The sequence below is a fragment of the Asticcacaulis sp. genome, from assembly GCF_047605585.1.
GTDB lineage: Bacteria > Pseudomonadota > Alphaproteobacteria > Caulobacterales > Caulobacteraceae > Asticcacaulis.
Genome location: NZ_JASGFK010000001.1, coordinates 907,744 through 934,443, shown reverse-complemented (window position 1 = coordinate 934,443; position 26,700 = coordinate 907,744). Strand labels below are relative to the sequence as shown.

Below are 26,700 nucleotides of genomic sequence, written 5' to 3'. Positions count from 1 at the left end.
CCGAGTTTTGTTTCATGAGTGACCCCTCCCCCATGCTCACCCAGACACATCCGGCGGCCCCCGCATACCGTATCAACGGTACGGATCTGCGCATGGCGCTGACGGAAGCCTATGAGGCCTCGTCCGGCGACACGCTCGATTTGCGGCGCCGCGCCGTTTCGATCCTGAAGACCGCGCTCGATATGAGCCGCGCCAGCATACTCGACCGCGCCGATGACCAGAAGGGCGGCTACGCCACGGCCAAGGCCCTGGCCAAGGCGACGGACGAAATCATCTCGGCCCTGTGGGACTTCACCCTGACCCACGTCTATCGCGCCCGCAACCCGACCGAGGGCGAGCGTCTGGCCCTGCTGGCGGTGGGCGGCTACGGTCGTGGCGAGCTGGCCCCCTATTCCGACCTCGATCTTCTGTTCCTGCGCGCCTGGAAGGAAACCTCGCACTCGGAATCGGTCATCGAATTCATCCTCTATACCCTGTGGGACCTGGGCCTGAAGGTCGGCCATTCGTCACGGACGGTGGAAGAGACGCTCAAATACGCCAAGAGCGACCACACCATCATGACGGCGGTACTCGAACATCGCCTGATCGCCGGCGATACCGAGCTGGCGCAGAATCTCGAAGACCGCCTGAATCACGACGGGTTGAAATCGCACGCTTTCGATTTCGTCGCCGCCAAGCTGGAAGAGCGTGACCAGCGCCACGTCAAGGCCGGCATGACGCGCTTCGTGGTCGAGCCCAATATCAAGGACGGCAAGGGCGGCCTGCGCGACCTGCACACCCTCTACTGGATCGCCAAATACCTGACCGGCAGCGCCAGCAAGGACACGCCCAATACGCCGGACATGCTCGATGTCATCCTGACCGACAAGGAACGCCGCATCTTCATGCGCGCCTTCGACTTCCTGTGGAAGGTCCGTATCATCATGCACACCGCCGCGGGGCGCGGCGAGGACCGTCTGACCTTCGATCTGCAGCCGGAAGTGGCCCGCCGCATGGGCTTCATCGACCGCGAGGGCGAGCCCAATGTCGAGCGCTTCATGCGCCGCTATTTCGTGGTCGCCAAGGAGATCGGGGCCCTGACCCGTACCTTCTGCACCAAGCTGGAGACCCAGCAGGCCAAGCCGCTGGCGCGGCTTTCCAGCCTGATCCAGTCCGGCATCATGAACCTGACGCGTGCCGATCATCCGGGCTTCACCGTCATCGGCGGTCGCCTGAGCGTCAACAGCCCCGATATCTTCCAGAAGTCGCCGGTGGCGATGTTCATGCTGTTCAAGATGGCCGACCGGCTGGAACTGGATCTGCACCCGGATGCCTTCACCGCCATCGCCCGTAATCTCGACCTGGTGACGCCTTCGTTGCGGCGCAATCCGGAAGCGGCGCGCCTGTTCCTCGACCTGCTGGTGCGCGGCAAGAACCCGTACAAGACCCTGTCGATGATGTCGGAAACCGGACTGCTCGGCCGCTATATCCCCGAATTCGGCCGCATCGTCGCCCAGACCCAGTTCAATATGTATCACGCCTACACGGTGGATGAGCATACGCTGCGCGCCATCGAGATCATTCACGGCATCGACACTGGTATCTACAAGGAAGAGCATCCGCTGGCCTCGGTTATCATGCCGCAGCTGGTCGACAAGGAATCGCTCTATCTCGCCATGCTGCTGCACGACACCGGCAAGGGCGGCGAAAGCGGCCAGGAAATCGGCGGCGAGATCGCGGCGCGCAAGGCCTGCGAACGGCTGGGTGTCGAGGACTGGAAGGTCGATCAGGTGGCCTGGTTGGTGCGTCACCACCTCGTCCTTTCCGATTACGCCCAGAAACGCGATGTCTCCGATCCGGAAACGGTGGCAGCCTTCGCCCATATCGTCGAGACGCCGGAACGCCTGCGCCTGCTGCTCATACTGACCGTCGCCGATATCCGTGCCGTCGGTCCCGGTGTGTGGAACGCCTGGAAGGGTCAGCTGATGCGCGACCTGTTCGACGCCACCGAAAGCGCCTTCCGTGGCGGTCGGGGGTCCGATGCCGTGGCCAGTGTGCGCGAGGACATCCAGCAACGCGCCCATGCTCGCCGCGTACAGTTAAGTGAAAATGACGCCGAGATGGCCGCCTGGCTGGAGACCATGGACGAAAGCTACCTGTTCTCGTTCAGCCCCGAAGAAATCAAGGCCCATGCGGTGCTGGTGCGCAATGCCGGTGGCGCTCCCGCCGTGGCCCTGCGTATCGATACAGTGCGCAACGCCACCGCCTTCTCGATTTCGGCCGAAGACCGCACCGGTCTGTTCGCCGACCTGGCGCGCTGCTTCTCCAATCTCGGTGGCAACGTGGTCGGGGCGCAGGTCTTTACCTCGTCCACCGGCCAGGCGCTCGACGTCTTCTATGTCCAGGATTCGACCGGCAAACCCTTCGCCCACGACGATCCGCCGCGTCAGAAACACGCCCAGACCGCGCTGGAAGCCGCCGCCCACGGCCGTCTGCCGGAAGCCCTGACGTGGAAATCGCCCTTCGCCGCGCGCACGGCGGCCTTTGCCATCGCGCCGACCGTGGTCTTCGATGACGATTCCAACGCCAATGTCACGATCATCGAGGTCTCCGGCCGCGACCGTCCCGGCCTGCTGGCGGATATTGTCGAGGTCATGGCCAAGTCGCATATCGATATCGCCTCGGCGCACATCGATTGCTACGGCGAACGCGCGGTCGACGCCTTCTATGTCGCCGATCACTATCGCAAGGCGCAGCTCAGCAATGGCCTGAAGCAGAGCCTGAAAAAGAGCTTGCTGGCAGTGCTCGACAAGCCCGCTCAGGCGCCCAAGCGCAATCTGGCGCGGGCAAAGGCTTCGCTGGCGCGTTAACCCATAACTGCTTGCAGGAAATCCGCAGCCAGCCTAAAGCGGAAGTTCCACCTTTTCAGAGCAGATCCTTGTCCGAAGCGCCCGCCTCCACGCCAGAAAGCACGCCAGTTAAAAAGCCTTCGGGGCTTCTGCGCAATTCGCTGATCAACAGCAGCTTCACCCTGATCTCGCGCCTGGCCGGCTTTGCCCGCGATCTGGTGCTGGCGGCCTATCTCGGCGCCTCCGGCAATATCATGGCCGACGCCTATAATACCGCCCAGGCCTTCCCGAACCTGTTCCGCCGCATCTTTGCCGAAGGCGCTTTCTCGGCCGCCTTCGTGCCCTCCTATTCCGCCGCCCTGGAGCGTGACGGCAAAGAAGCCGCCGACAAGATGGCACATGACGCCATGGCTACCCTGACCTTTATTACGGTTGCCTTTTGCCTGTTCTGCCAGTTCACCATGCCGTGGCTGATGATGGTCATCAAGCCGGGCTTTCTGGCGGACCCGGCCAAGTACAAGCTGGCCGTGCTGTTCACCCAAATTACCATGCCCTACCTGCCGTGTATGGCCATCGTGGCGCACCTCTCCGGCGTGCTCAATGCCCGCGGCCGCTTCCTGATGTCGGCCGGCGTGCCGATCCTGCTCAATGCCGTGACCCTGATCTCGATTTTGCCTCAGCACACGGTCTATGCCTCGGCCCTGTGGGGGTCGATCGGTACCCTGATCGCCGGCATCCTGCAGGCCAGCCTGCTTTTGTGGGGCGCCAAAAAATCCGGCGCCCATGTCAGCCTGTCGATCCTTCCGGTCTTCTCCAAGGATATCAACAAACTGCTCCTGCTGGCGGTACCCGGCGCGCTGGCGGCGGCCGCCACACAGGTCAATATCTTTATTTCTGGCATCTTTTCCTCATCGATCCACGGCGCCACCTCTTGGCTGGCCATGGCCGACCGCTTCTACCAGTTGCCGATCGGACTGGTGGGTGTCGCCATCGGCACGGCCCTGCTGCCCGCCCTTTCCCGCGCCGTCCATGCCGAGGATCATGAAGCGGCGCAGGCCCAGATGGATCAGGCCGTCGTGTTCTCGATGGCCTTCGCCCTGCCTGCCGCCGCGGCTTTGATGGCTATGCCCTTCTTCCTGATGGACGGCCTCTATACGCGCGACGCCTTCCATCTCGATGACGCGCATCAGGTGGCGCGCTGCCTGTTTCACTATGGCTGGGGCGTACCCGCCTTCGTCCTGACCCGCATCCTCAACCCCGCCTTCTTTGCCCGCAAGGATACGTTTGGGCCGATGAAATTCGCCATCATTTCGGTCATCGTGAACCTCAGCGTCGGCCTGACCATGTTCAAGCTGATCGGCACGGCCGGCCTCGCCATCGGCACTTCGGCCGCCGCCTGGGTCAATGTGGCGCTGATGGTCTTCACCCTGGCCAAACGCAAGACCTGGATCATCACGCCGAAAGCTTTCCGCACACTTCTTCTGCTATTGCTCTGTGGCCTCGGCATGGCGGCCTTCTGCGGCCTCAGTTCGTTCGAACGTCCGTTAATACAGGGTGCCATCGGTTCCGTGGTGCCCTATGTGCGCGCCATTCCCCTGCTGCCTGTGATCTTTAGCCACACCAAGGAAATCGCCGTTCTGGGGGTTTGTTTTGCCGGCCTGTTCCTTTATATCGGGCTGCTGTTTATAACCGGCGCGATCAAGCCGCGCGAACTGAAAGCGGTGTTGCGGCGCCGTTCTGCATAACAAGTAAGACCACATGACCAAGAAACGCATCCTCTCTGGCATCCAGGCCTCCGGCTCCCTGCACCTCGGCAACTATCTTGGCGCGCTGAAAAAGTTCGCCGATATGCAGGGTGATGACGCCGAGCGCTTCTTCTTCATCGCCGATCTGCACGCCATCACGGTCTGGCAGGAACCACAAAAACTGCTCGACCAGACGCGCGAAATCGCCGCCTGCTACCTGGCCGCCGGCGTCGATATCGAAAAGTCGACCATCTTCCCGCAATCGGCCGTGGCCGGCCATGTCGAGCTGGCGTGGATTTTCAACTGCGTCGCCCGCCTCGGCTGGCTCGACCGCATGACCCAGTTCAAGGACAAGGCCGGCAAGGACAAGGAACGCGCTTCGGTGGGTCTCTACACCTATCCGGTGCTCCAGGCCGCCGATATCCTACTCTACAAGGCCACCCATGTGCCGGTGGGCGAGGACCAGCGCCAGCATCTCGAACTGACCCGCGATGTCGCCAAGAAGTTTAACCACGATTTCGAGGTCGATTATTTCCCCGTGCCGGAAACCCTGTACCAGGGCCCCGGCGCGCGCATCATGAGCCTGCGTGACGGCATGGCCAAGATGTCGAAGTCCGATCCTTCCGATAATTCGCGCATCAACCTGACCGATGACGCCGATACCATCACCTCCAAGATCAAGAAGGCCAAGTCCGACGCTGATGTTCTGCCGGAAGCCGCCGAGGGTCTCGACGCCCGTCCGGAAGCCAAGAATCTGGTCGGCATCTATGCGGCGCTTGCCGGTGTTTCCGTGGCTGACGTGCTGAAGGACTTCGGCGGCAAGGGTTTCGGCACTTTCAAACCGGCCCTGGCCGAGGTCGTGGTTGAAAAGATGGCGCCGATTTCGCAGCGCTTGCGCGGCCTGCTGGCCGATCCGGCCGAAATCGATCGCGTGCTGAAAATCGGCGCGGACCGCGCCAATGAAGTGGCCGCGCCGGTCGTGAAAGATGTGAAGAAGATTGTGGGACTTTGGGCAGGGGCTTAACCCCGCCCCCTTAAGCTTGGAGATCGCAATGCGCGCAATACTCGTTATGGGATTGGCCTGTTTGGCCCTGACCGCCTGCGAAAAGGTGGAAAAGCACACCACCACCGTATCCAGCACCAGTGATGTCAATGGCGTGGTCACGGCGCAAAGCCTGAACCTGACCGATTACGCCATGCGCGCCGCTTTGGGCAATAATCCCAATACCGCCGCCTACGTCACCATCACAAATAAGGGCAATACCGACGACCGCCTGATCTCGGCATCCTGCAACTGCGCCACCACGACCACGCTGCACACCATGACCATGAACGGCTCGACCATGGAAATGGCCGAAGCCAAGGATGGCTTTGTCATCCGCTCCGGCGATACCCTGGTCTTCGCCCCCGGCGGCAATCACATCATGCTGGAAAACCTGACACAGCGCCCGAAAGCCGGCGATACGGTCGATGTCACGCTCGTCTTTGAAAAGGCCGGGCCGATCACGCTTTCCATGCCGGTTTCCAATACGCCGCTGGCCAAGGCTGGCGAAGCGACCGGTATGGATCACGGCGATATGAAGATGTGATCAGGCCAGGATCACCTTCATAAAATCCCGTAAAGCGTCCAGCGTACTTTCCAGCGCATCAGCGTCATAGGCCATGATGCGCGTCTTATCGATGCCCGCCTCATCAAAGGCATGGGTGACGTTTAAGGTCACGGTCTCAGCCGAAACCCCTTGTTTTCTAAGCTTTCGCACAAGTTCTAACGAATGTTTATACGTGGCCAGATGATTCTTCAGGGTCAGGATGGCCATTGTCTTCGGTTTGTGCGCCCACGGTCGCGTCACCGACCGCGCCATGAAATTGATATAGGGATAGACGAGGAACAGTCCCTTCACGCCATCCAGCCACTGCGGCGCCGGATCGGCCAGTCGCGCATCGCCCGGCTTGTCCAGCTTTTGCGTCATCAGATCCATGATCGCCCAGGCGCCATGACTCCAGCCGGCCAGCATGAGCCGTGAGGCATCGACCTCCGGCCGCTGCGACAGGCCATAGACCGCCGCCAGCACATCACCCGACCGTTCGTAACCGCGCAGTTTCAGCCCCTTGCACACCCAGTTCGAGGCCTGTTTGCGTGACCAGCCGCGCGGCGCGAAACTATCGATGATATAGGCGCGTACCCCCGCCTGTACCGCCGCCTGGACATAGATCAGCAGGTTTTCCGCTATGCCGCCGCAGCCGTGAAACAGCAATATCGCCGGCCGCGACAGGTTATCCGGCGGGCCATAGGCCAGTATATGCGGCGAGAGCCGCTGGAAGCGCCCCGCCAGCGTATCCATCAGACCGCCGCGCGTTCCGACGGCACACCGGTTAAGCCGAACCGCTGAATAGTGAAGGTCAGCAAGGCCTCCAGCGAGGTCTGCATGACGTCGGGGTCATACTTCATCACCAGCCCCTTATTGTCTTCCTCGTCAAAGGCATGGCTGGCGTCAAGCTCCAGGGTGGTGACATCCACCCCTTGCGCCTTCAGTTTATTGAAAATCTTCTGCGAATGTCTGGCCGGCGTCAGATGATCCTTCTTTGCGATGACCGCAAAGGTCTTGGGCTTGTGCCGCCACTGGCTCGTATTGGTGCGCGCCGGGAAGTTGATATAGGGATAGACGAGATAAAGACCGCTCAGACGATCGACAAGCGCCGGATCGGGATCGGCAATCTTCACATTGCCGGCTTTGGTCAGGGGCGAGGTCATCAGGTCCATAATCGACCAGCCGCCATGGCTGAACCCGCACAGGATCACCTTATCCATATCGACACGGCCGCTCTGTTGCAGACCGTATAGCGCCGACAGAACGTCACCTGCGCGTTCATACCCCTGTAATACAGCGCCCGTGCAGATCAGCGAGACGGCAAAATTACGGTCCCAACCCCGCGGCTTGAAACTATCGACGACATAGGCGCGCACCCCGGTCAGGGCCACGGCCTGCGCATAGAGATGGACATGCGGCCGCATCCCCCCGCAGCCATGAAAGAAGACCACCGCCGGCCGGATAGTGTCATCCTGCGGCCCGTAGACAGTAATGTCCGGCTCCAGCAACGCGAAACGCTGCGCCATCGTGTCCATAATCAGTCCCCCTGGGAGAAGGTCTCCCTTACAAAACCCTCGAACGCGGCCATGGTTTTTTCATGGCTGCGGCGATCATAGGCCATCAGCGGGCCGAAATGAAGGGCGCTGTCTTCGTCGAAACAGTGGGTGCAATCCAGATCGAGCCGCTGCATCGGCACGCCCTCGGCCTTGAGATGGTTGAGAATATGATCTGCATGACTGTGGCTGGTCAGGAAATCCTGTTTCGCCAATACGGCCAGGGTTTTCGGCGCATATTGCCAGCCGTGGGTATTGGATCGCGCCGGGAAATTGACGTAAGGATAGACCAGAAAGACACCCTTTACACCCTTCATGGGTTCGGGCGTCGGGTCTCTGAGGCGGGCCTCGCCGTCACGCGTCAGCTTTTCGGTCATCAGGTCCATAATGGCCCAGCCGCCATGGCTCCAGCCGGCGATGATGATGTTATCGGCATCCACTTCCGGCCTCTGAGCCAGCCCCCAGATCGCCGCCAGTACATCGCCGGAGCGCTCATACCCATGCAGGGCCAGACCGGTGCAGACCAGGCTCATGGCCGCGGTCTCATCCCAGCCGCGCGGCGTGAAGGAATCGACGACATAGGCGCGGAAACCGAGATCGGCCACCTGCTGCGCATAGGCATGGATATGCGCACGCACCCCATTGCAGGCATGGAAAAGCAGGACGGCGGGTCGGGCGGTCTTATCCTTGGGTCCGTAGGCGGTAATGTAGGGCTCAAGCAAATTAAATCGGTGCTTTAACGTATCGAGCAATCAATTACCCCTTGCAAAACGCCTGAACTGTCACACATATAGTTACGGATTTATGGTGCGCCGCAGGATATGTCTCTGGTGAATCAGAAATCGGCCCGAAAAGCCAGTCTTTTTAAATTATCAGCCTGCACGAGATCATCGCATGACCGCCTCCCCACGCACCTCAGACTACCCTGTCGACAAGCAATTTCTCGACCGCTGGTCGCCGCGCGCCTTTTCCGACAAGGCCATGACCGAAGATCAGGTCCTGACCATTCTGGAAGCCGCGCGCTGGGCGCCGTCGGCCTCTAACCTCCAGCCGTGGCGCTTCTTCTACGGCGTCAAGGGCACGCCGGAATTCGACATCCTGCTTTCCCTGCTGATCCCGTTCAACGAGGGCTGGGCCAAGAATGCCGGCGCTCTGGTCTTCATCGCCTCGGTCACTACCTTCGACGGCCAGCGCCAGAATATCACCAACAGCTTCGACGCCGGCTCGGCCTTCATGTCGCTGTCCCTGCAGGCGCACAGCCTGGGCCTGATCGCCCACGGCATGGCCGGCATCGAATATGACAAGGCCCCGGTCGTGCTCCAGTTCCCGGAAAACCTCAAGCTGGAAGCCGCCGTCGCCATCGGTTATCAGGGCGATGTCGCGACCCTGCCCGATTTCCTGCAAACCCGCGAAGCGCCGTCGCAGCGCCTGCCGCTGTCGGATATCGCCTTCAAGGGCCACTTTACAGGTGAGATCAAGGCCCCGGCGTAAGCCAGTCTGACGGATAAAAAAAGCCCCGGATGCCAGACATCCGGGGCTTTTCTTTGATTAGTGTCTAAACACACGCACGCCGGTGAAGACCATTGCCAGGCCGGCGGCATCGGCGGCGTCAATCACTGCCTGATCGCCGATCGAGCCACCCGGCTGAATGATCGCGGTGGCGCCTGCCGCCGCGGCTTCCAGCAGACCATCGGGGAACGGGAAGAAGGCTTCCGAGGCACAGGCCGAACCTGTGGCCAGGCTTTCTGTCAGGCCCAGGCCCTCGGCGGCTTCCTGAGCGCGCAGGCGGGCAATGCGGGCGGAGTCGCGGCGGTTCATCTGGCCCGCGCCGATACCGGCCGTGCGGCCTTCCTTGGCATAGACGATGGCGTTGGACTTGACGTGCTTGGCCACGGTGAAGGCGAACAGCATGTCTTCGATCTCGGCAGCGGTCGGTTGACGCTTGGTGACGACCTTAAGGTCGGCCGCCGTGATGCGGGCAGTGTCGCGGCTCTGGACCAGCATGCCGCCAGCCACCGAACGGAACACCTGACCACCGGCCAGCGGGTCGGGCAGGGTGCCGGTGACCAGCAGGCGCAGGTTCTTCTTGGCGGCGAAGACGGCAACGGCGTCCTCATCGACTTCCGGCGCAACAACCACTTCGGTGAAAATCTCGACGATCTTCTCGGCCGTCGCCTTGTCCAGCTTGCGGTTCAGCGCCACGATGCCGCCGAAGGCCGACACCGGGTCGCATTCCAGGGCGCGCTTGTAGGCGGAGATCAGGTCGTCGCCGGTGGCCACACCGCACGGATTGGCGTGCTTGACGATGACGCAGGCGGGCGTGTCGAACTCGGCTACCAGCTCGATGGCGGCGTCGGTATCGGCGACGTTGTTGTAGCTCAGTTCCTTGCCTTGCAGCTGCTTGGCGGTGGCGACACCGGGACGGCTTTCGCCGGTCTTGTAAAAGGCAGCGGATTGGTGCGGGTTTTCGCCGTAACGCATGGTTTGCAGGCGCTCGCCGGCAATGGTCTTACGCACCGGATAGTTATCACCCAGTTGCGAGGCGAACCAGGTCGAAACGGCGGAATCGTAGGCCGCCGTGCGGGCGAAGGCGCGGGCGGCCAGGGACTTGCGTAAGCCTAGGGAGGTGGTGCCGGTTTCAGCGATGGCAGCCAGAACTTCATCCATGCCGGCCTTGTCGACGCAGACGCTGACATAGGGGTGGTTCTTGGCCGACGAGCGGATCATGGCCGGACCGCCGATATCGACATTCTCGATGGCCGCTTCAAAGGTGCCGCCAGCGGCGACGGTCTTTTCAAACGGGTAGAGGTCGATCCAGACGATATCGATCGGGGCGATGTCGTGGTCCTTCAGCGCCTGAGCGTGTTCGGGGGCGTCGCGATAGGCCAGCAGGGCGCCGTGCACCTTCGGGTGCAGGGTCTTGACGCGGCCGTCCATCATTTCGGGGAAGCCGGTGATATCCGCCACGTCCTTGACCGCGATATTGGCCTTTTGCAGGGCGGCCTTGGTGCCGCCGGTCGACAGCAGTTCGACGCCGGCGGCGACCAGCGCCTGGGCGGCTTCGATCAGCCCTGTCTTGTCGGAAAGGGAAATGAGCGCGCGTTTCGGGGTGACCAGATCGGCGGCGGGCGGAAAATCGGGGGCGGCAGGCATGGGATATCCAAATTTGGGGGAGGGAAAGATGCCCGCCATGTACACGAAGCCGTCACATTTGCCTAGGTCAGCTCGATAACAAGCCGTAACGGGTTGCGACCGCATATAACACAAAACCCCCGCCGTGGGTGAGCGCGGCGGGGGTTTCGCTGATGATCGCAAATCTCAAACTACGCTTTGAACGCTTTTGGGGAGCGTTTTAGTAGCGAGACCCATAGCGGTCACCATTGCTGTAAGACTTGTAGCTGCTGTAGCGGACCGGCTGGCTGCGGTAGCCGTAGTTGCGGTCTTCCCAGCGCTGACGTTCCATGGCGGCTTCGGCCTTGTTGCAGGTATCCTTGCCCTGGTCCTTGCCCAGCTTGTTGCCCAGCAGGCCGCCAACAACGGCACCGCCAACCGCGCCCAGGCCCTTTTCATTCTTGGCGACCTGGCTGCCCAGCAAACCGCCGGCGATGGCACCCAGGATAGCGCCCGTCTTGGCGTTGTTCGACTTGGTAACCTCGCACTGATAGGTGGTGCGGGCCGAAGCCGTGGTCGGGGCCATGACAGCGGCCGTGGAACCGATGATCAGGCCGGAGGTGATAACAGCGGCTCCAAAAGTTTTCATGCCGTTTTTGAAGATCTTGCTCATAATCTTAGTCCTTCGTGTCTTTGGCTTTCGGTTGATCCGATGTGCCGTTCATGAGGACAGTTATAAGCCGCCCAACCTGAACGGGATTTGAGAGCGCCGTTCATCCTGGTTCAGAAAAGCATTTATTTTTGAATATCTTGGAAGGGGAATGACAGCCCTGTCAGCTATACGACAAAAGGCCCCGCCGGTATCCGGCGGGGCCTTTTGTTCTTCAGGGTCCAAAAATTATTTTGCGTCCACTACTCACGAACATAGCGGTAAACCACTTTGTGGCGGCGGCCGTACCTGTCGGTTTCGTAGGTTGTGCGCGTCCGGTAGGCCACTTCATCGACGCAGCGGCGCTTGGCGCTGTTCTTGGCGATCTTGCTGCCGGCATAACCGCCGACCACTGCGCCACCGACCGTGCCCAGGCCGCGCTCGTTCTTGGAAATCTGGCTACCAAGCAGGCCACCGGCGATGGCGCCGATCACCGCCCCCTTGTTGCCGGCCTTCTTTTGCTCGTACTTGCAACGGTAATAGGTCTGGGCATCGGCAATATTCGGCACCACGGCCGAACCGGCGATCAGGCCCAGGCTCACAATGGCGGCGGTGGCGGTCTTCAGAATACGGGTCATGTGCTTACTCCTTTGATTACACGCACCTTTCACAGTGCGAATTTACGCAGGAGTATCCAGTTTTCGATATAAGGATGCAGTCAGGAGAAACGGGGTATGAGATAAAGACCCGGTTTCTTAGGCTTCCGCTGGCGAAAGCTTCCAGCGCAGGCGGGTCGGCGTATCGAGCCGTGCGGTGCCCTGAAGTACGACAAGAGTCGTCTTACGCGCCATGCCTTTCTCGAACACCACGCCCTCGCTCAAACTCACTTCCGGCGCATCGTGGCGCAGCCACCAGCCCCGGCCGCCGGGCCCACGTAGCAGAATGCTTTTCTTGTCGCGCGCCAGCGAGGCCTGTACTTCCGGATGCAGCAAGAAGCGCACGGCATAGGGCGTCTGGACCGGCATGTTCTGCATCTTCTTGCCGGTGGTCATCGGCGTCAGGCGTTCTTCGCCGCGCAGCTCGTCGCGCTGGGCATCGACATACAGCCGGCGTTCATGCTTCAGGCCAAGGCGCGGCCGCCAGCCTTCGTGCTCCAGTTCGAGCAGGGTGCCGGAGTCCTCAGCCTCGACCCGGCGGCTGCGCACCTTGTAACGCGCGCCTTCCAGCGAGAAGTTCAGCAGCTCACCCACCGCGCCCGCGGTCGGCTTGAGGATCAGTTCATCGCCCAGGGTCAGGGTATTGGCCGCCCCGACCACGCGGAAGGCCTGCCGGTCGGATTGCGCCGGCGACCAGCCAGGCGAAACGATCAGCTTGTCACGCCCGCCGGAAACCTCGAAGGTCATCGGATAATCGCAGGCCGCCGCACCGAAATCACCCCCACGCGCCTCGCCGGCATCGACAAAGACGCTTAAGCTACGGCCGAGCATCTGGTGATAGCGGCCTTGCTCCAGCACCGCCGGCGTATTGCCCGCCTTGGCATCCGTATGCAGCAGGGCCGGCAGAATCTGGTCTTCCAGAAGCGATTCCGCCCCCTGGAAGGCGACCAGGCTGCCATCGGGATGGCTGAGGGTTCGCACAAAACGCGACAGGCGCTCGATATGTTCTTCGATAAAGTCGGGCACAACCTGGCTGCGCTGGCTGAGGCCGTCGATCAGCAACAGCAGGTCATACAGCAGTTCCAGACCCTGCTCCGGACTGCGTGAGATGTGCGAGCCATCGCTGAGTGTACAGCGGCGCAAGGCTTTCGGCAGGCGCTTCAGACCCTTGCGGCGGAAGCTATCCCCCACGCTGCCCGAAAGCACGCAGCCGATAGCCACCAGGGCCACGGCGCGGCTGGCCTGATAAGCCGCATTATTATGCAGACGCAGCAGATGTCGGCCTTGCTCGGCCAAAGATTGCGCCAAGGCGTGCGCTTCCCACGGCTGGGCCACGGCGGCGAGGCGGCGGGCGAAGATCGACAGGTTGATCAGGCGGCGCGCCAGCACGGCCTCGCCCCAGGTGAAGGGCGTCCAGCTGCGGAAGGTCTTCTGCCACAGCAGGAACAGCCGCACGGCCTCCTTGGCGCCCTCGTCGCCCTGAGTCATCAGATGCGGCAGCCAGGAAAAACGATGCAGTTCCAGCGCGAAAGCACGGGTCGGCGAGGCGCGGTTCCACGGATCGCCGGACCCCTGCACACTCATGCGCGCATTGGCCAGCGTATAGCGGCCGGAGAGGATCGCCTTGCCGAGCAGGGCATTGGCCGGACGGGCATCATGCGGCGCCGCCACGAACCCTTCGGGGATGCGGCCCTTCAGGGTCAGGCGATAGCCCGGCATGCCGAAGAGTTCGGCGCCGCCCTGCTTGCGCAGCCAGGCGCCAATCACCTTCTGCCACGGCGGGGTGGCGGTGACGGCTTCGGCCAGGGGCGTCGACTCATAGGCCAGCATCGGGGATCAGAGGCCCTTGAGTTGCTTGATATTGGCGGCGTAGGCGGAAGGCCCGCCCTTGAAGACGGCGGTGCCGGCGACCATGGCCGTGGCGCCCGCTTCCACGCACTTGTGCGCGTTCTGGGCGTTGACGCCGCCATCGACCTGCAGGATGGCGTGGTGGCCGACGGCATCCAGCTTCTTACGGATGACTTCGATCTTGCGAAGCTGGCTGTCGATAAAGCTCTGGCCGCCGAAGCCCGGATTGACGCTCATCACCAGCACGAGATCGATATCGTCCATCACCCAGTCGAGGATCTCGACCGGCGTGGCCGGATTGAGCACCACGCCCGCCTTGGCGCCGAGCTGACGGATATATTTCAGCGAGCGGTGCAGGTGCGGACCGGCTTCCGGGTGCAGGCTGATATAGTCGGCCCCGGCATTGCGGAAGGCTTCGAGATAGGAATCCACCGGCGAGATCATCAGGTGGCAATCGAACGGCAGGTTCGAATGCGGGCGCAAGGCCTTCACCACGTCTGGCCCGATGGTGATGTTCGGCACGAAATGGCCGTCCATGACATCGATATGCACCCAGTCGGCGCCCGCCTCGGTGATGGCGCGGACTTCCTCGCCCAGCTTGGAGAAGTCGGAGGCCAGGATGGAGGGGCAAATGAGCGGGGTCGTCATGATCGGGTACTCGCGGATTTGATCGTTTTGCTTAAGGGGATTGCCTATAGCAGGTCAACTGCCTTGACGGGTTAACCGTGCGATGAAAAAGCCGTCCTGACCGCCGGGGCGCTGATGCGGCAGCAGGCGCGCCCAGCCTTCGGTGCGGATCGATTCGGCCGGTATGCCCATATCAGCAGCGCTTTCAGGCGAAAGCTTGACCAGGCTGAAATCCTTATGGCGGCGCAGGAAGGCCAGCACCTGGGTTTCGCCCTCTTCACGTTCAAGTGAGCAGGTCGAATAGACGAGATCGCCGCCGGCCTTGACCCGCTTCGCCGCGGAATCGAGCAGGCGGTGCTGAACATCGGCCAGCTTGGCGATATCGGCCGGGCGCGTGGCCCACAGCACATCGGGCTGGCGGCGGAAGGTGCCAGTGGCCGAACAGGGCGCATCGAGCAGGACGACATCGAATTCGCGGTCGTCTTCATAGCTTTCGGCATCGGCCATCTGGATATCGGCGGCAAGCTTCGTGCGTTCGAGATTTTCCTCGACACGCTTGAGGCGGTTCTTCGAGCGGTCGAGCGCGGTGACGACAGCGCCCTTGGCGGCCAGCTGCATGGTCTTGCCACCCGGCGCGGCGCAGAGATCGATGGCCGTCTTATCCTTGATATCGCCCAGCACATTGACCACGGCGGCGGCGGCGGCATCCTGCACCCACCAGACGCCATCAGTGTAGCCCGACCATTCACGCACGTCGCCACGCAGGGCGGAGCGCAGGGTCAGGCCGCCGAGATCGGTGCCTTCCAGCGCCTCTTTGTGTGCGTCGAGATCGGCCTGTGAACGGAAAGTAAGATCGGTCGCCGGTTCCTCGGTCAGCATATAGGCGGTGCCATTGGCGTTATCCTCGCCATAGGCGCCCTTCCAGCGGGCATAGAGCCAATCAGGGGCGAGACGCGAAGCGATCGGCGCCGGCAGGCCGCCTTCGCGGATCACGCCGCGCAGGATGGCGTTGATCAAGCCCTTGAACGGACGGGTATTGGAGGCGCGCTCGGCCAGTTTGACGGTGGTGGAAACGGCGGCGAAATCGGGGACATTCATGAAGCCGATCTGCACCAGGCCGATACGCAGCAGATCGCAGACGGCAGCCGAAGGCGTCTTCTGGGTGCGCTTTTCGATGATGTGATCGAGCTGGCCCAGACGGCGCAGCACCAGCAGGGCCATGGCGCGGGCAAAGGCGCGTTCGCCTTCGCTGAGGGCCAGAAATTCGCTGCGGGTGACGGCCTCATCGAAGCCGGAACGCTTGGTCAGAGCGGCATCGATCAGCCCCATGGCGGCGATGCGCGCATTCATGCCGATATCGCCATCATCGGCAGTATTGATGGTTGGTTCCGGATGCTTGATCGGGGCCTGCTTGGCAGCGATCTTGGCGGCCATGCCTTTTGACGGTGGACGCTTGACGAGCTTGCGCTGAAATGAGGGCTTACCAGCCGGTGGCTTATTCGGGGCCATAAGGGGCGCTTTCTTTAAGATGCTTTGAAGACGGCGCGTCTATAGGCCCCGCTGACGGACGGGTCAAGTTTGGGAGGGTTTAATCTAGTGAGCTTAATCGTTCAACACCAGCCAGTTCGCAAATCTCATCTATGCATGCATTAAGATTCTGATGAAGTTCGCTACCGGTAAATCGTAACACGTGCCATCCTTGGCCAAAGAGCCAACGATCACGCTTAGCATCATGAGTTCGTTGCTCTTTTGTTTTGTGAAATTCATGACCATCAAGTTCAATAGCAATGCGCTTATCTGGAATAGCAAAATCAAGCTTGTATTTTCCAACGGGGTATTGAGGCTGTAGATGTAAGTCAAGAAATGCCAATTCGTAGAACATCTTCTCAAGCGGCGAATCAAAAATTCCGTCGCTAAAATCGTGTCTAATATCAGGGTCTCGAATGATCATTTTAGAAATGATCTCATCATCAACGAAAATTGGTAAAATTAGTTCTCCATCGGGCGTTTTTCGAACATCTGAGAAATCGACGACTGGAATTATCTGACCCGGAGCAGGCGTATATCCTAAATTTCCAATATGACATCCCAAGCACCTACAATTTGGAGGCTTGCACCCTTTTGAAATGACCCGTCTATCTACTGTTGTAGACCAGTAAGAGATTGTAAAAGTTTCGTCTTTCTCCTCACGTACAAATAGCATGGCATTTGGAATGCGAAAAATCTTATCTAACTTCTCTTTGTTTATCGTGCCTCTGTATCCCTTGTACTTATGTTTGAGCCCATGAAGATATAACTCACCTTCCTCAGTGAAGGCATAAGCAACAAGATTGTCTCCTACCATTTCGCATCGATCGAGATCTAGGATAGGAAATTCCTCGCCCTCGATATCAACTACGGCTGTGAAAAGCGCGCAACCTACACAAATGCACCCCTCTGGTTTGCAAGTTTTCGTAAGCACAAAGTCACCAAAGCACTCAGAAATGATGACGAAAATGCGCCTATCATTCTGCGTGTGTATGACAACATAGTGGTCAGGGGTCACGCTCGCTCCGAAGACTTAATGGCCTTTCCAAAGACATTAACATGCCTCAGCTTATCCGCCACATCTAACGGAGCATATCACTCCGCAGCCCGCGCCTGCCGATGACCGCTGATCTCCGCGCCGGCGGTGCGGGAAAACGACATATTCCACCAGGTGGCGGTCAGTGAAATCAGCGCCACGACCACAAAGGCGACTGAAAAGTCACTCAATTGCGCGTGCAGGCGGCCACTGAGATGGATCGAGGCATGCAGGGCCAGCGCCCCGACACAGATGCCCAGTGACAGCATCAGTTGCTGGAAGGTGGTGTAGAAGCTGGTGGCCGCGCTCATGCGGTCGGCCGGGATCTCATCATAGGCGATGGTGTTGTAGCTGGTGAACTGGAACGACATGAAGAAACCGCTCAAATACATGATCCCGAAGATCACCGGCACAGGCCAGTCCGGCCGCAACAGGGCGCAACTGCCATAGCCCAGCGTGCCGATCAGGCCAAAGGCGATCAGGCCGGTGCGGAAACCGACGCGGCGCAGGATCGGTCCCTGGAAGGCCTTCATGGTCAGCGAACCCAGCGCCGTGGCGATCGATATGCGCCCTGCCGCGGCGGCCGAATAGCCAAAGCCGAGCTGGAGCATCAGCGGGATCAGGAAGGGCTGCGCCCCCTGCGTGATCCGCGTCAGCGACCCGGCGATCACAGACGTCCGGAAGGTGCGGACGCGCATCAGCGAGAAATCCATGATCGGCGCCGTGCGCGTGCGGGCATAGCGCAGATAGGCGATGCCGAAGACGACGCCGGTAACGATCAGCACGGCCGCCAGCCACGCCTCGCCGGTGCGGCTGGTCATCTCGAAACCGAACAGCAGCGAGCCCAGCGAAATACCCGAAAGGACAAAGCCGATCACATCAAACGGGCTGCGGGTCGGTCCCTTGACCTCCTTGATAAACAGGGAGACCAGCACGAACCCGGCCACGCCGATGGGTACATTGATATAGAAGATCCAGCGCCAGTCGAGATAGGTAACGAACATGCCGCCAATCGGCGGGCCCAGAATAGGCCCCACCAGCGCCGGCACAAGCAGCCACGACATGGCCGAGACCAGATCTTTGCGCTCGACACTGCGCATCAGCACCAGCCGCCCGACCGGCAGCATCATCGCCCCGCCCAGTCCCTGGATCAGGCGCGCGACCACCAGCAGGGTCAGGCTGGGCGCCAGCGCGCAGAGGATGGAGCCCATGACGAAGATGGCAATGGCGGTGCGGAAGACAGTGCGCGAACCGAAGCGATCGGCGATCTTGCCGCTGGCGGGGATAAATATGGCCAGGCTCAGCAGGTACGAGGTGAGCGCGATGCTCATGGCCGGCGGGCTGACGCCGAAATCGCGCGCCATGGTCGGCAGGGCGGTGGCCAGGACGGTGGCGTCGAGCTGCTCCATGAACATGGCGCTGGCGACGATCAGGGCGATGGTGCGAAAATTGGGTAAGGCCGGGGCCGCGACCGCCGGCTGGACAAACTGGTCCGACATGGCCGGCCCTCGCTTTCACTAGGTACGCAAACTAAGCTGCGCCCGTCTTAGGCCCATGAAACAGAAAAGGCGACCCATCAAGGCCGCCCTCTGCGTCAATTTTCCTTTAGCAATATTGCGGAAAAAACATATTGCGTGATGCGTTTACTGCACCGTCGGCACGCTGGTCTGGCCGTAAGATGCGCCACGGCGCTTCATATCCATGCCAAGCTGGATCAGGGCATTTACGCGGTTTTCCGTCGCCGGGTGGGTTGAGAACAGATTGTCCATGCCGCGCCCGCTCAAGGGGTTGATGATGAACAGGTGCGCCGAGGCCGGATTGCGTTCAGCCTCATGATTGACCACCCCATCCTTGGCATAGGTCTCGATCTTTTTCAGCGCCCGCGCCAGGCTTTCCGGATCGCCGGAGATTTCACTGCCCAGGCGGTCGGCGGCATATTCACGAGTGCGCGAAATCGCCATCTGGACCAACATGGCAGCAATCGGCGCCAGAACGGCCATCAGCAGCACGACCACGATATTGTTGTGCCCGTCCTCGTCATCGCGCGAACCGCCGAAGAACATGGCGAAATTGGCCAGTGACGAAATGGCGCCGGCAAGCGTGGCCGTGATCGTCATGGTCAGGGTGTCGCGGTTTTTGACGTGCGCCAGTTCGTGCGCCATCACGCCGCGGATTTCCTCACGCTCCAGCATACGCAGCAGGCCTGTGGTGGCCGCCACGGCGGCGTGTTGCGGATCGCGGCCGGTGGCAAAGGCGTTCGGCTGGTCGGAGTCCATGATATAGACCGCCGGCATGGGCAGACCGGCGCGGCGGCTCAAACTCTCGATATCAGCATAGTAGTCGCGCAGCAGGGCATTGGGTGCATTGGCGTCAATACGTTGCGCGCCATACATGCGCAGCACCATCTTGTCGGAATTATAATAACTGAAGACGTTCATCGCCACGGCCAGGCCAAGCGCGATCAGCATGCCCGTCGGCCCCGCCAGGGCAAAACCGATCACGCCGAAGAGCGCGGTCAGGCCAGCCAACAGCAACCAGGTCTTTAACGGGTTCATTTGGATAAGGCTCCTTGAGAAACAATGATTTGGAGCTTAAATATGGAAATCCGCACCATTGCCCGCAAGACGGTTACGAAAATGTCATCTGAAGAGAAGCCCGCCGATCTCAGTGCCCTTGAGGTGCGCAAGATCCTCTCGCCCGCCGCCAAACGCGCCCTGGCGGAAGCCGCCGAGCGCCGCGCAAAGGAAGAAGCCGAGATTGCCAAGGCGATAGAAGAGGGCGGACCGACCGGCCCCGAACCCACCCGCTACGGCGACTGGGAACGCAAGGGCATAGCGGTCGATTTTTAACCTTTCAAAGCGGCGTTTTGCAGCTCGAACAGTTCCTGCGCGCCCTTGATGCCGAGATCATAGAGTACATTGAATTCATCGCGCGAGAAGCCGCGCTTTTCGCCGGTGGCCTGGATTTCGACGGCTTCCAGATTGCCGGTGATGACGAAATTGGCGTCGGTTTCGGCGTTTGAGTCCTCATCATAATCGAGATCGAGCACCGGGGTATTTTCAAAGATACCGCAGGAGATGGCGGCGACCTGATCGAGGATCGGCGACTTTTCCAGCACCTTGTCGGCCACCAGCTTGTTGCAGGCCATGGAGAGCGCCACCCAGGCGCCGGTGATCGAGGCGGTGCGGGTGCCGCCATCGGCCTGTAGCACGTCGCAGTCGAGCGTGATCTGGCGTTCGCCCAGCGCCTTCAGGTCGATGATTGCGCGCATCGAACGGCCGATCAGACGCTGGATTTCCTGGGTGCGGCCCGACTGCTTGCCGGCGGCGGCTTCGCGGCGCGAACGGGTGTGGGTCGAGCGCGGCAGCATGCCGTATTCGGCGGTCACCCAGCCCTGACCCTTGCCCTTCAGGAAGCCCGGCACGCCCTGTTCCAGCGAGGCCGTGACCAGCACCTTGGTGTGGCCGAAAGTGACCAGGCACGAACCCTCGGCATAGCGCGTCACGCCGGTTTCCAGCGTCACGGCACGCATCTGGTCGGGCTTGCGGTTGGACGGACGGATGGTTTTGAGCGCGGAAAGGGCGTCGAAGTGCGACATGCGGGGCCTCATGAAAATTCTGAGACTGCCCTAACAGGTCACGCAGATCAAAGAAAGCGCTTATTCAGAGCCGAAGCGGTTCTGTTCCTGTTCCAACGGCGTGCGCGTATTATAGACCGGGGTCACGGTCTTACACTTCTTGTCGGCACAGGCAAAGCCGCGATGCGCGTCATCATATGAGGTCCATTCGGCGATGCGCGTGGCCGGACGGATCAGGCCCGGCGTGGTATCGATGGCCTGTAGATTGGTCTGTTTCCTGAGATCGGCATAGGCGACGGGTGTTTTCGCCGGGGTTTGCAGCGCTTGAGTGGCCGCCGGTGATGCCGGAGCATAGCTATAGTCTGTCGCCATGGCTGATGAGACCAAGGCCAGACCGGCAAGACTGGAAAGTATCATGATGCAGGTAAACTGAACCGGACGCATGGTGGACTCCCTCATTCCCGCTTGCAGGTTTGGCTCATTTTATGGCATAATTGTGGCGGTTAATAGGGCTTGGCGGGGTGGCTTAGGCTTTGCTAAACTGAGCGTCGATGAAGCACTCCCCTCATATGACCGGCCTGTTGAGTTCGACCGCCTCCTTGAGCGAGATGGACCAGCGCGCCCGCGACATCTTCCGCCATGTGGTCGAGACCTATCTGGAAACCGGCGAGCCGGTGGGATCGCGCACTGTGTCGCGCGGAGGTGTGCATCTGTCGCCGGCCTCGATCCGCAACACCATGCAGGACCTGGCGCATCTGGGACTCTTGTCCGCGCCTCATACCTCTTCCGGGCGGATGCCGACCCATCAGGGCCTGCGCCTGTTCGTCGATGGCCTGCTCGAAATCGGCGATATTGGCGAGGAGGCGCGGCGCGATATCGAAGCGCGCCTGACCGGCCGTGGCCAGACCTTCGATCAGGCCCTGCGCGAAGCCTCGAATCTGTTGTCCGGACTGGCCGGTGGGGCGGGCGTAGTGATGACGCCGTCTTTCGAGGCTGGGGTGAAGCATGTCGAGTTCATCTCGCTGTCTGCCGAGCAGGCCCTGACGGTTCTGGTCTTCGATGACGGCCGGGTGGAAAACCGCCTGATGCCGCTGGCGCCGGGCATGACGCCTTCCGTGCTGGCCGAGGCCTCCAACTATCTCAATACGCATCTCAAGGGTCGCACCCTTTCTGAGGCGCGGGTCGAGCTGAAGGCCGAACTGGAGGCCGAGCGCCAGAGGCTGGACGAGGCCGCCGCCCGGCTGATCGAGGAGGGTTTGGCCGTCTGGTCGGGCGGGGACAAGGAAAAGCGCGCCCTGATCGTGCGCGGCCGCGCCAACCTGCTGGAAGCGACCCAGAGCGTAGAAGATCTCGAACGCGTGCGATCTCTTTTCGAGGATCTGGAGCAGAAGGAAGAGCTGATCGACCTGCTCGATGATGTGACAGAGGCGCAAGGGGTCAGAATTTTCATCGGATCGGAATCGAAACTGTTTTCTTTATCGGGTTCGGCTGTTATTGCAGCGCCCTACATGGTGTCCCCGCAAAAGGGTGCCGCGAAGGTGATGGGGGCGATCGGCGTGATCGGACCCGCCCGGTTGAATTATGCGCGCATCATCCCACTTGTGGACTATACCGCCCGGATTCTGGGCCGCCTGCTTGAGTAAGGCCATTTGCTTGGGTAAGGACTGGCCAAAAGAGATTATGAGGACTGAAATATGAGTGACGAAATCGAAAACGAGAACGAAGGCGCCGATCTGGAACAGGACGCGACTGCGCTGCTCAATGCCGAGCTGGAAAAGCTGACCGCCGAGAACGCCGCCCTGAAGGAGCAGGCCCTGCGCTACGCCGCCGAGGTCGAGAACATCAAGCGCCGCGCCGAACGTGAAGGCAATGACGCTCGCGCCTTCGGTATCCAGAAGTTCGCCCAGAGTCTGCTGAACGTCGCCGACGTACTGCAACGCGCGCTGGGTTCCGTGCCGGCGGATATCGCCGATCCGGCCTTCAAGAACTTTGTCGCTGGCATCGACATGACCGAAAAGGAACTGGCCGGTGCCTTCGAGAAGAACGGCGTCAGGAAGATCAATCCGCTGAAGGGTGAGAAGTTCGATCCCAACCTGCATCAGGCGGTAATGGAGCAGCCCTCGACCGAGGTCGAAGGCGGCGGCGTCATCATGGTGATGCAGGCCGGTTACGAGCTGTTCGGCCGCGTCATCCGCCCGGCCATGGTGGCCGTGGCCGCCAAGTCGGCAGCGGAAGCTGCTAAGAATGCGCCAGTAAAGAACGGCTATGACAGCGGTTCCGCGGAAGGCGAGCACAAGGTCGATACGCAGGCCGAATAGAGCTGTATTCAAGACCAAACAATGAAGCCTTCCGGATGACGGTCCGGAGGGCTTTTTTGTGCACGCCTCGCAAAGGTAAACTAGGTGTTTCCAGACTCACGAACGACACGGAAACGAATCGGCGACGAATCACTTACATCGCGCAGTTGGCTGTTTGTTCACGGCTATATCTGGTAGCTCGCTTCGGGCTTAACCATAGGCGGGTTGACGGTCCTTGCGGCTGTAACTAACACTGGCGACCTCATTTGAAGGGGCCTCCATGCTGAAACACCGTCTCGTTCTCGCCGCCAGCCTGCTGGTTTTTGCCTCTACCTCGGCGATGGCCGAAAAGGCCTGGACGGTGAAACCGGAATGGGTGGCGGCGCATGAGGCCTTTCTGGCCTCGGATGCCTTGCGCGGCCGCAAGAGCGCCTCACCGGACGAAGCCATCGCCGCGGCCTATGTGGCGGCGCAGTTCCAGAGCTATGGTCTGAAGCCTGCGCCCGGCATGGACGGCTATCTGCAGACCGCCGGTGTGGTGACGCCGAAGCTGACGGGTCATGCCGCACTGAAGGCTGGCACTCTCAATGTGGCAGAAGGAGAGGGCCTGACTTTGCTTTATGCCAATGGCAAGCCGGTATCGGGTATTCTGGGTTTTCCTGTATCGGATGATCCGGCTAAATTGCCTGCCGCTGATATCGTGCTGGTGAGTGACTTGGGCAAGACGCCCCTGGCCGGCTGGTGGCGTGCGGCGCGGGCCAAGGGCATCAAGCTGCTGGTCGTGCGCGAGAGCGATGACAGCCGCGCCCTGCTGAAGCGCTTCGGCGGCCAGACCGGCACGGCACCTCAACTGGACAGCGGCCAGAATGGCATGGGTGGGGCGCGTCCGGATCTCGCCAGTCTGTCGGACAAGGCATTTAATGATGTCATCGCCGGTTTTGGCGTGCTCGGAACCCTGCCGGCTTCACTTGACCTCGGCGACGCCACCCTGGAGCGCAGCGTCACCACAAACGCCATCGGTTATCTGCAAGGCAGCGATCCCTCGGCGGGCGTGATCCTGGTGACGGCGCATCTCGATCATCTGGGTGTCCAGCCTGACGGGACGATCATGCACGGGGCCAATGACGATGCCTCTGGCACCGTAGCGGTGCTGGAAGTCGCCCATGCGCTGGCCGCCGGCAAACAGCCGAAGCGCAGCCTCCTGTTTGTCGCTTACGGTTCGGAAGAAATCGGCGGGCTGGGGTCTACCTATTTTGGTGAACATCCGCCCGTGCCGCTCGACCGCATCGTCGCCAATCTCGAATTCGAGATGATCGGGGCCCAGGACCCGAAAATGGCCAAGGGCGAACTGATGATGACCGGCTTCGAGCGCTCCAATCTCGGTGAAACCCTGAAAGCCAAGGGCGCCAAGGTGACTTCCGATCCCTATCCGGACCAGCATTTCTTTGAGCGTTCGGACAACTACTCGCTGGCCCTGAAAGGCATTGTCGCGCACACGATTTCCGGTTGGGCGGTGACTCCGACCTATCATGACAAGACCGACGATATCGCCCATCTCGACCTGCCCTTCATGACCCAGGCCATCCAGTCGCTGATCGTGCCGGTAGAGTATCTGGTCAACAGCGACTTCAAGCCGGAATGGAAGCCGGGCGGGAAGCCAGAAGCGAAGTAAGGTTTCCGATTGTTTTCTTACCTCCCAATGGTGAGACTGCGCCGGGAGGGGAGACGATCAGGAGGCCAGACCATGGTCAAGACTGCTGAAAAACCGAAAGATAATGACGTCAAATACGGCCATGTGGAAAACAAGGCCGATATCGACCGCCTATTCGGCGAAATCCGCGACGATATCAGGCATGCCCATGACCGGGAGCGGCTGACCGAGCTTTACCGTCGGGCCGGCTACCTGATTACCCTGACCTATTCGCCGGCCTGGGAAAAGCGTTTCGGCGACAAGGCGGCCGGCCTGCGCAAGGAAGCCGAAGCAGATTTCCGTAAAACCGCCCGTCTGATCAACGCCAAAGCCGAGGATATCGGCGAAAAGGCCGATTACGATGAAGCCTGGGGCCGGATAAAGGGCTGAAAAAAGGGAGCGCCTTTCGGCACTCCCTTTAAACATCCGTCCAGCTTGCGGCTGATTAGAAGGTGAAATGGCCGCCAACCGAGAATACGGTGGCGCTGGCGTCGCGCAGTTCACCCGAAATAACGATCGGGGTCTGGGCGGCGGTGCCAGCGAAGGCCGCGGTGGTGGTACTCAGCTCGCTGTCCTTGAAATCGACATAGGTGAAGGCGGCGTCGATGGCGAAGCGCGGCGTCACTTGGTAGCTGGTGCCAAGCGCGTAATCGATGCGGTCGGCATCAGGTACGCGGGCATCGCGGTGGCCGTCACGCGTCGGGGTCGGGTCCGACTGGATACCGGCGCGCACGGTCCATTTCGGATTGATGACATAGTCGCCGCCGATCGCCACGCTCGTCGTGTCGCGGTAATCTTCCGGAATGGCCTGGTTCACCGAACCGCTGATGGTGATGTAGTCGAATTCGCTCCAGCCGAAATTGATGGCCTGGGCATGCAGGGCCAGCTTGTCGGTGGCCTGGATGGTCACGCCCAGCATGAGTTGCGACGGCGTGCTGAAATCGGCCTTCAGGCCGTCCGTAGTGCCGTTATAGGCGGTATAGGGGGTCTGCAGGCCTTCCATGGTCAGGCTGCCGGACAGTTCGTGCTTGATGGCCGACTTGTAGCTCAGGCCGAGGGTGACCTTCTTCAGGTGCGCCTGGGCGCCGACGGTATAACCGTAGTTCCAGCCATCGCCTTCCAGGGTCTGCGCACCGTCAGCCTGCAGGGCGGAATAGTTCGGCAGGGCGTTGTTGAGCGTGGCCTTGGTGTATTCGGCATTGAGGCCGACGCCGAGATCGAGCCACTCATTGATCTTGAAAGCGACGACCGGCTGGATATCGACCGTAGTCAGGCGGGTCTTGTCGGCGTCGTAACGCGCCCAGTCGTTCGAGTCGTAGTTGGTCTCGAACGAGAAGGGCGAAGTGACGGTGACGCCGATGGCGACGCGATCATTGAGCGGCATCGAGAAAGAGCCGTTCGGCAGGGTGCCGCTTGAGATCGGGTCCTTGGCGGAAGCATTGCCGCCGACCGACGCGGCCGACTGGCCGGGGCGGACGATGACCGATCCGGTGTCATCGACATCGCCCTTGGGGTCGATATAGGACAGACCGAAGGTCAGGTCCTTGGTGGTGGTGCCGGCGATGGCAGCCGGGTTCCACCACAGGGCGTCGGCGCCCTTGGCGGTTACGGCGCCGGAATAGGCATTACCGGCCTGCTTGGCGGACTGCTCCTGCAGGTAGAAACCTGCGGCGTGGGCGCCTGTGGTCATGCCCGCCATCAGGGCGAGGCTGGAAGCGGCGATAAGGGCCTTGATCGGGAAAGTCGTCATGATGCGTTTCTCCTGTAAATCCATACTTTGTCGGTGGCAGACCGCAAAAGCTTTGTTCGGGGCCTGTCCGGCGTTTCTCAGACGCTGTTACCACAAGCTACACATTACGCTTACGTTCACGTCAAGCGAATTGTTGACGCCTGTGTCAACTTTTTCGTGCGTGTAGTAAATTTGACATTCTTGTCAGAGCGGGGTTACGCTAACGTTAAGCGGCGGG

At 60.8% G+C, this 26,700-nt stretch carries 25 protein-coding genes; 10 read left to right on the top strand and 15 right to left on the bottom strand.

Translation table 11 applies throughout. The features are described 5' to 3' along the window. Positions 1–32: 32 nt before the first annotated feature. The 4 genes from QM647_RS04385 (at position 33) to QM647_RS04370 (ending at position 6,162) form a co-directional block, all read left to right on the top strand. Complete coding sequence (locus QM647_RS04385; RefSeq protein ID WP_414994567.1) at positions 33–2,849, top strand: [protein-PII] uridylyltransferase; 2,817 nt, start codon at positions 33–35, stop codon at positions 2,847–2,849. Positions 2,850–2,917: 68 nt separating this feature from the next. Then, a complete protein-coding gene (gene murJ / locus QM647_RS04380) occupies positions 2,918–4,573 on the top strand; it encodes a murein biosynthesis integral membrane protein MurJ (RefSeq protein ID WP_414994251.1) in 1,656 nt (551 codons plus the stop codon). 13 nt (positions 4,574–4,586) lie between these two features. Beyond that, positions 4,587–5,597 (top strand): tryptophan--tRNA ligase, encoded by a 1,011-nt coding sequence (gene trpS, locus QM647_RS04375; protein ID WP_414994250.1) that lies wholly within the window; start codon positions 4,587–4,589, stop codon positions 5,595–5,597. 28 nt (positions 5,598–5,625) lie between these two features. Next, on the top strand, positions 5,626–6,162 hold the full coding sequence (locus QM647_RS04370; RefSeq protein ID WP_414994249.1) for a copper chaperone PCu(A)C: 537 nt from the start codon (positions 5,626–5,628) through the stop codon (positions 6,160–6,162). Here the strand turns inward: QM647_RS04370 and QM647_RS04365 are convergent, their stop codons facing one another. From QM647_RS04365 to QM647_RS04355, 3 genes are read right to left on the bottom strand one after another with little or no spacing between them, the layout of a single operon-like run. Further along, entirely contained in the window at positions 6,163–6,915 is a 753-nt protein-coding gene (locus QM647_RS04365; protein WP_414994248.1) for a dienelactone hydrolase family protein, read from the bottom strand. After that, on the bottom strand, positions 6,915–7,697 hold the full coding sequence (locus QM647_RS04360; RefSeq protein WP_414994247.1) for a dienelactone hydrolase family protein: 783 nt from the start codon (positions 7,695–7,697) through the stop codon (positions 6,915–6,917). The genes QM647_RS04365 and QM647_RS04360 overlap by 1 nt, the downstream gene beginning before the upstream one ends. Before the next feature lie 2 nt (positions 7,698–7,699). After that, complete coding sequence (locus QM647_RS04355) at positions 7,700–8,467, bottom strand: dienelactone hydrolase family protein (protein ID WP_414994246.1); 768 nt, start codon at positions 8,465–8,467, stop codon at positions 7,700–7,702. Positions 8,468–8,609: 142 nt separating this feature from the next. Here QM647_RS04355 and QM647_RS04350 point away from each other — a divergent pair, with 142 nt between their 5' ends. Next, complete coding sequence (locus tag QM647_RS04350) at positions 8,610–9,206, top strand: nitroreductase family protein (RefSeq protein WP_414994245.1); 597 nt, start codon at positions 8,610–8,612, stop codon at positions 9,204–9,206. Positions 9,207–9,263: 57 nt separating this feature from the next. On the opposite strand, the gene purH is transcribed toward QM647_RS04350, so the two are convergent. From purH to htpX, 9 genes are all read right to left on the bottom strand, one after another. Next, entirely contained in the window at positions 9,264–10,868 is a 1,605-nt protein-coding gene (gene purH / locus QM647_RS04345) for a bifunctional phosphoribosylaminoimidazolecarboxamide formyltransferase/IMP cyclohydrolase (protein ID WP_414994244.1), read from the bottom strand. Positions 10,869–11,067: 199 nt separating this feature from the next. Continuing rightward, positions 11,068–11,499, bottom strand: coding sequence for a glycine zipper 2TM domain-containing protein (locus QM647_RS04340; protein WP_414994243.1), 432 nt, complete (start codon positions 11,497–11,499; stop codon positions 11,068–11,070). A 239-nt stretch (positions 11,500–11,738) separates the two neighbouring features. After that, a complete protein-coding gene (locus QM647_RS04335) occupies positions 11,739–12,113 on the bottom strand; it encodes a glycine zipper 2TM domain-containing protein (protein WP_414994242.1) in 375 nt (124 codons plus the stop codon). Positions 12,114–12,230: 117 nt separating this feature from the next. Continuing rightward, positions 12,231–13,961 carry a heparinase II/III family protein gene (locus QM647_RS04330; RefSeq protein WP_414994241.1) on the bottom strand — a complete coding sequence of 577 codons (1,731 nt, stop codon included), beginning with the start codon at positions 13,959–13,961 and terminating at the stop codon, positions 12,231–12,233. Positions 13,962–13,967: 6 nt separating this feature from the next. Beyond that, complete coding sequence (rpe, locus tag QM647_RS04325; RefSeq protein WP_414994240.1) at positions 13,968–14,627, bottom strand: ribulose-phosphate 3-epimerase; 660 nt, start codon at positions 14,625–14,627, stop codon at positions 13,968–13,970. 54 nt (positions 14,628–14,681) lie between these two features. Next, complete coding sequence (locus QM647_RS04320) at positions 14,682–16,115, bottom strand: RsmB/NOP family class I SAM-dependent RNA methyltransferase (RefSeq protein WP_414994239.1); 1,434 nt, start codon at positions 16,113–16,115, stop codon at positions 14,682–14,684. A gap of 79 nt (positions 16,116–16,194) precedes the next feature. Next, complete coding sequence (locus QM647_RS04315) at positions 16,195–17,151, bottom strand: endonuclease domain-containing protein (RefSeq protein ID WP_414994238.1); 957 nt, start codon at positions 17,149–17,151, stop codon at positions 16,195–16,197. 77 nt (positions 17,152–17,228) lie between these two features. Further along, positions 17,229–18,668 carry an MFS transporter gene (locus QM647_RS04310; protein WP_414994237.1) on the bottom strand — a complete coding sequence of 480 codons (1,440 nt, stop codon included), beginning with the start codon at positions 18,666–18,668 and terminating at the stop codon, positions 17,229–17,231. Between the two features lie 144 nt (positions 18,669–18,812). Continuing rightward, positions 18,813–19,724, bottom strand: coding sequence for a zinc metalloprotease HtpX (gene htpX, locus QM647_RS04305; protein WP_414994236.1), 912 nt, complete (start codon positions 19,722–19,724; stop codon positions 18,813–18,815). Positions 19,725–19,805: 81 nt separating this feature from the next. Between htpX and QM647_RS04300 the strand changes: the two genes are divergently transcribed. Continuing rightward, the gene (locus QM647_RS04300) at positions 19,806–20,018 is read left to right on the top strand and encodes a DUF1674 domain-containing protein (protein WP_414994566.1); all 213 of its coding nucleotides are present in this window, start codon (positions 19,806–19,808) and stop codon (positions 20,016–20,018) included. Here QM647_RS04300 and rph read toward each other — a convergent pair. After that, complete coding sequence (gene rph, locus QM647_RS04295) at positions 20,015–20,731, bottom strand: ribonuclease PH (protein WP_414994565.1); 717 nt, start codon at positions 20,729–20,731, stop codon at positions 20,015–20,017. The genes QM647_RS04300 and rph overlap by 4 nt on opposite strands. Before the next feature lie 96 nt (positions 20,732–20,827). After that, positions 20,828–21,190, bottom strand: coding sequence for a hypothetical protein (locus tag QM647_RS04290; protein WP_414994235.1), 363 nt, complete (start codon positions 21,188–21,190; stop codon positions 20,828–20,830). A gap of 125 nt (positions 21,191–21,315) precedes the next feature. On the opposite strand from QM647_RS04290, the gene hrcA reads away from it, so the two are divergent. The 4 genes from hrcA to QM647_RS04270 all read left to right on the top strand — a co-directional run bounded on the left by hrcA (position 21,316) and on the right by QM647_RS04270 (position 25,123). Then, complete coding sequence (gene hrcA / locus QM647_RS04285; protein WP_414994564.1) at positions 21,316–22,389, top strand: heat-inducible transcriptional repressor HrcA; 1,074 nt, start codon at positions 21,316–21,318, stop codon at positions 22,387–22,389. A 51-nt stretch (positions 22,390–22,440) separates the two neighbouring features. Beyond that, entirely contained in the window at positions 22,441–23,064 is a 624-nt protein-coding gene (grpE, locus tag QM647_RS04280; RefSeq protein WP_414994234.1) for a nucleotide exchange factor GrpE, read from the top strand. Positions 23,065–23,323: 259 nt separating this feature from the next. Further along, positions 23,324–24,715 carry a M28 family metallopeptidase gene (locus QM647_RS04275; RefSeq protein WP_414994233.1) on the top strand — a complete coding sequence of 464 codons (1,392 nt, stop codon included), beginning with the start codon at positions 23,324–23,326 and terminating at the stop codon, positions 24,713–24,715. 72 nt (positions 24,716–24,787) lie between these two features. Beyond that, the gene (locus QM647_RS04270; protein ID WP_414994232.1) at positions 24,788–25,123 is read left to right on the top strand and encodes a hypothetical protein; all 336 of its coding nucleotides are present in this window, start codon (positions 24,788–24,790) and stop codon (positions 25,121–25,123) included. A gap of 55 nt (positions 25,124–25,178) precedes the next feature. On the opposite strand, the gene QM647_RS04265 is transcribed toward QM647_RS04270, so the two are convergent. Beyond that, positions 25,179–26,483: an OmpP1/FadL family transporter gene (locus QM647_RS04265; RefSeq protein ID WP_414994231.1), complete on the bottom strand. Its 1,305-nt coding sequence runs from the start codon at positions 26,481–26,483 to the stop codon at positions 25,179–25,181. Positions 26,484–26,700 lie beyond the last annotated feature (217 nt).

Excerpts from the sequence above, each read along its gene's own strand:
- trpS (WP_414994250.1), top strand. The coding sequence starts at position 4,587 with ATGACCAAGAAACGCATCCTCTCTGGCATCCAGGCCTCCGGCTCCCTG.
- rpe (WP_414994240.1), bottom strand. The coding sequence starts at position 14,627 with ATGACGACCCCGCTCATTTGCCCCTCCATCCTGGCCTCCGACTTCTCC.
- QM647_RS04310 (WP_414994237.1), bottom strand. The coding sequence starts at position 18,668 with ATGTCGGACCAGTTTGTCCAGCCGGCGGTCGCGGCCCCGGCCTTACCC.
- QM647_RS04370 (WP_414994249.1), top strand. The coding sequence starts at position 5,626 with ATGCGCGCAATACTCGTTATGGGATTGGCCTGTTTGGCCCTGACCGCC.
- QM647_RS04335 (WP_414994242.1), bottom strand. The coding sequence starts at position 12,113 with ATGACCCGTATTCTGAAGACCGCCACCGCCGCCATTGTGAGCCTGGGC.
- QM647_RS04300 (WP_414994566.1), top strand. The coding sequence starts at position 19,806 with ATGTCATCTGAAGAGAAGCCCGCCGATCTCAGTGCCCTTGAGGTGCGC.
- htpX (WP_414994236.1), bottom strand. The coding sequence starts at position 19,724 with ATGAACCCGTTAAAGACCTGGTTGCTGTTGGCTGGCCTGACCGCGCTC.
- QM647_RS04330 (WP_414994241.1), bottom strand. The coding sequence starts at position 13,961 with ATGCTGGCCTATGAGTCGACGCCCCTGGCCGAAGCCGTCACCGCCACC.
- QM647_RS04365 (WP_414994248.1), bottom strand. The coding sequence starts at position 6,915 with ATGGATACGCTGGCGGGGCGCTTCCAGCGGCTCTCGCCGCATATACTG.
- QM647_RS04275 (WP_414994233.1), top strand. The coding sequence starts at position 23,324 with ATGCTGAAACACCGTCTCGTTCTCGCCGCCAGCCTGCTGGTTTTTGCC.
- QM647_RS04290 (WP_414994235.1), bottom strand. The coding sequence starts at position 21,190 with ATGCGTCCGGTTCAGTTTACCTGCATCATGATACTTTCCAGTCTTGCC.
- hrcA (WP_414994564.1), top strand. The coding sequence starts at position 21,316 with ATGACCGGCCTGTTGAGTTCGACCGCCTCCTTGAGCGAGATGGACCAG.
- QM647_RS04270 (WP_414994232.1), top strand. The coding sequence starts at position 24,788 with ATGGTCAAGACTGCTGAAAAACCGAAAGATAATGACGTCAAATACGGC.
- QM647_RS04340 (WP_414994243.1), bottom strand. The coding sequence starts at position 11,499 with ATGAGCAAGATCTTCAAAAACGGCATGAAAACTTTTGGAGCCGCTGTT.
- QM647_RS04350 (WP_414994245.1), top strand. The coding sequence starts at position 8,610 with ATGACCGCCTCCCCACGCACCTCAGACTACCCTGTCGACAAGCAATTT.
- QM647_RS04265 (WP_414994231.1), bottom strand. The coding sequence starts at position 26,483 with ATGACGACTTTCCCGATCAAGGCCCTTATCGCCGCTTCCAGCCTCGCC.
- purH (WP_414994244.1), bottom strand. The coding sequence starts at position 10,868 with ATGCCTGCCGCCCCCGATTTTCCGCCCGCCGCCGATCTGGTCACCCCG.
- grpE (WP_414994234.1), top strand. The coding sequence starts at position 22,441 with ATGAGTGACGAAATCGAAAACGAGAACGAAGGCGCCGATCTGGAACAG.
- QM647_RS04385 (WP_414994567.1), top strand. The coding sequence starts at position 33 with ATGCTCACCCAGACACATCCGGCGGCCCCCGCATACCGTATCAACGGT.
- QM647_RS04360 (WP_414994247.1), bottom strand. The coding sequence starts at position 7,697 with ATGGACACGATGGCGCAGCGTTTCGCGTTGCTGGAGCCGGACATTACT.
- QM647_RS04320 (WP_414994239.1), bottom strand. The coding sequence starts at position 16,115 with ATGGCCCCGAATAAGCCACCGGCTGGTAAGCCCTCATTTCAGCGCAAG.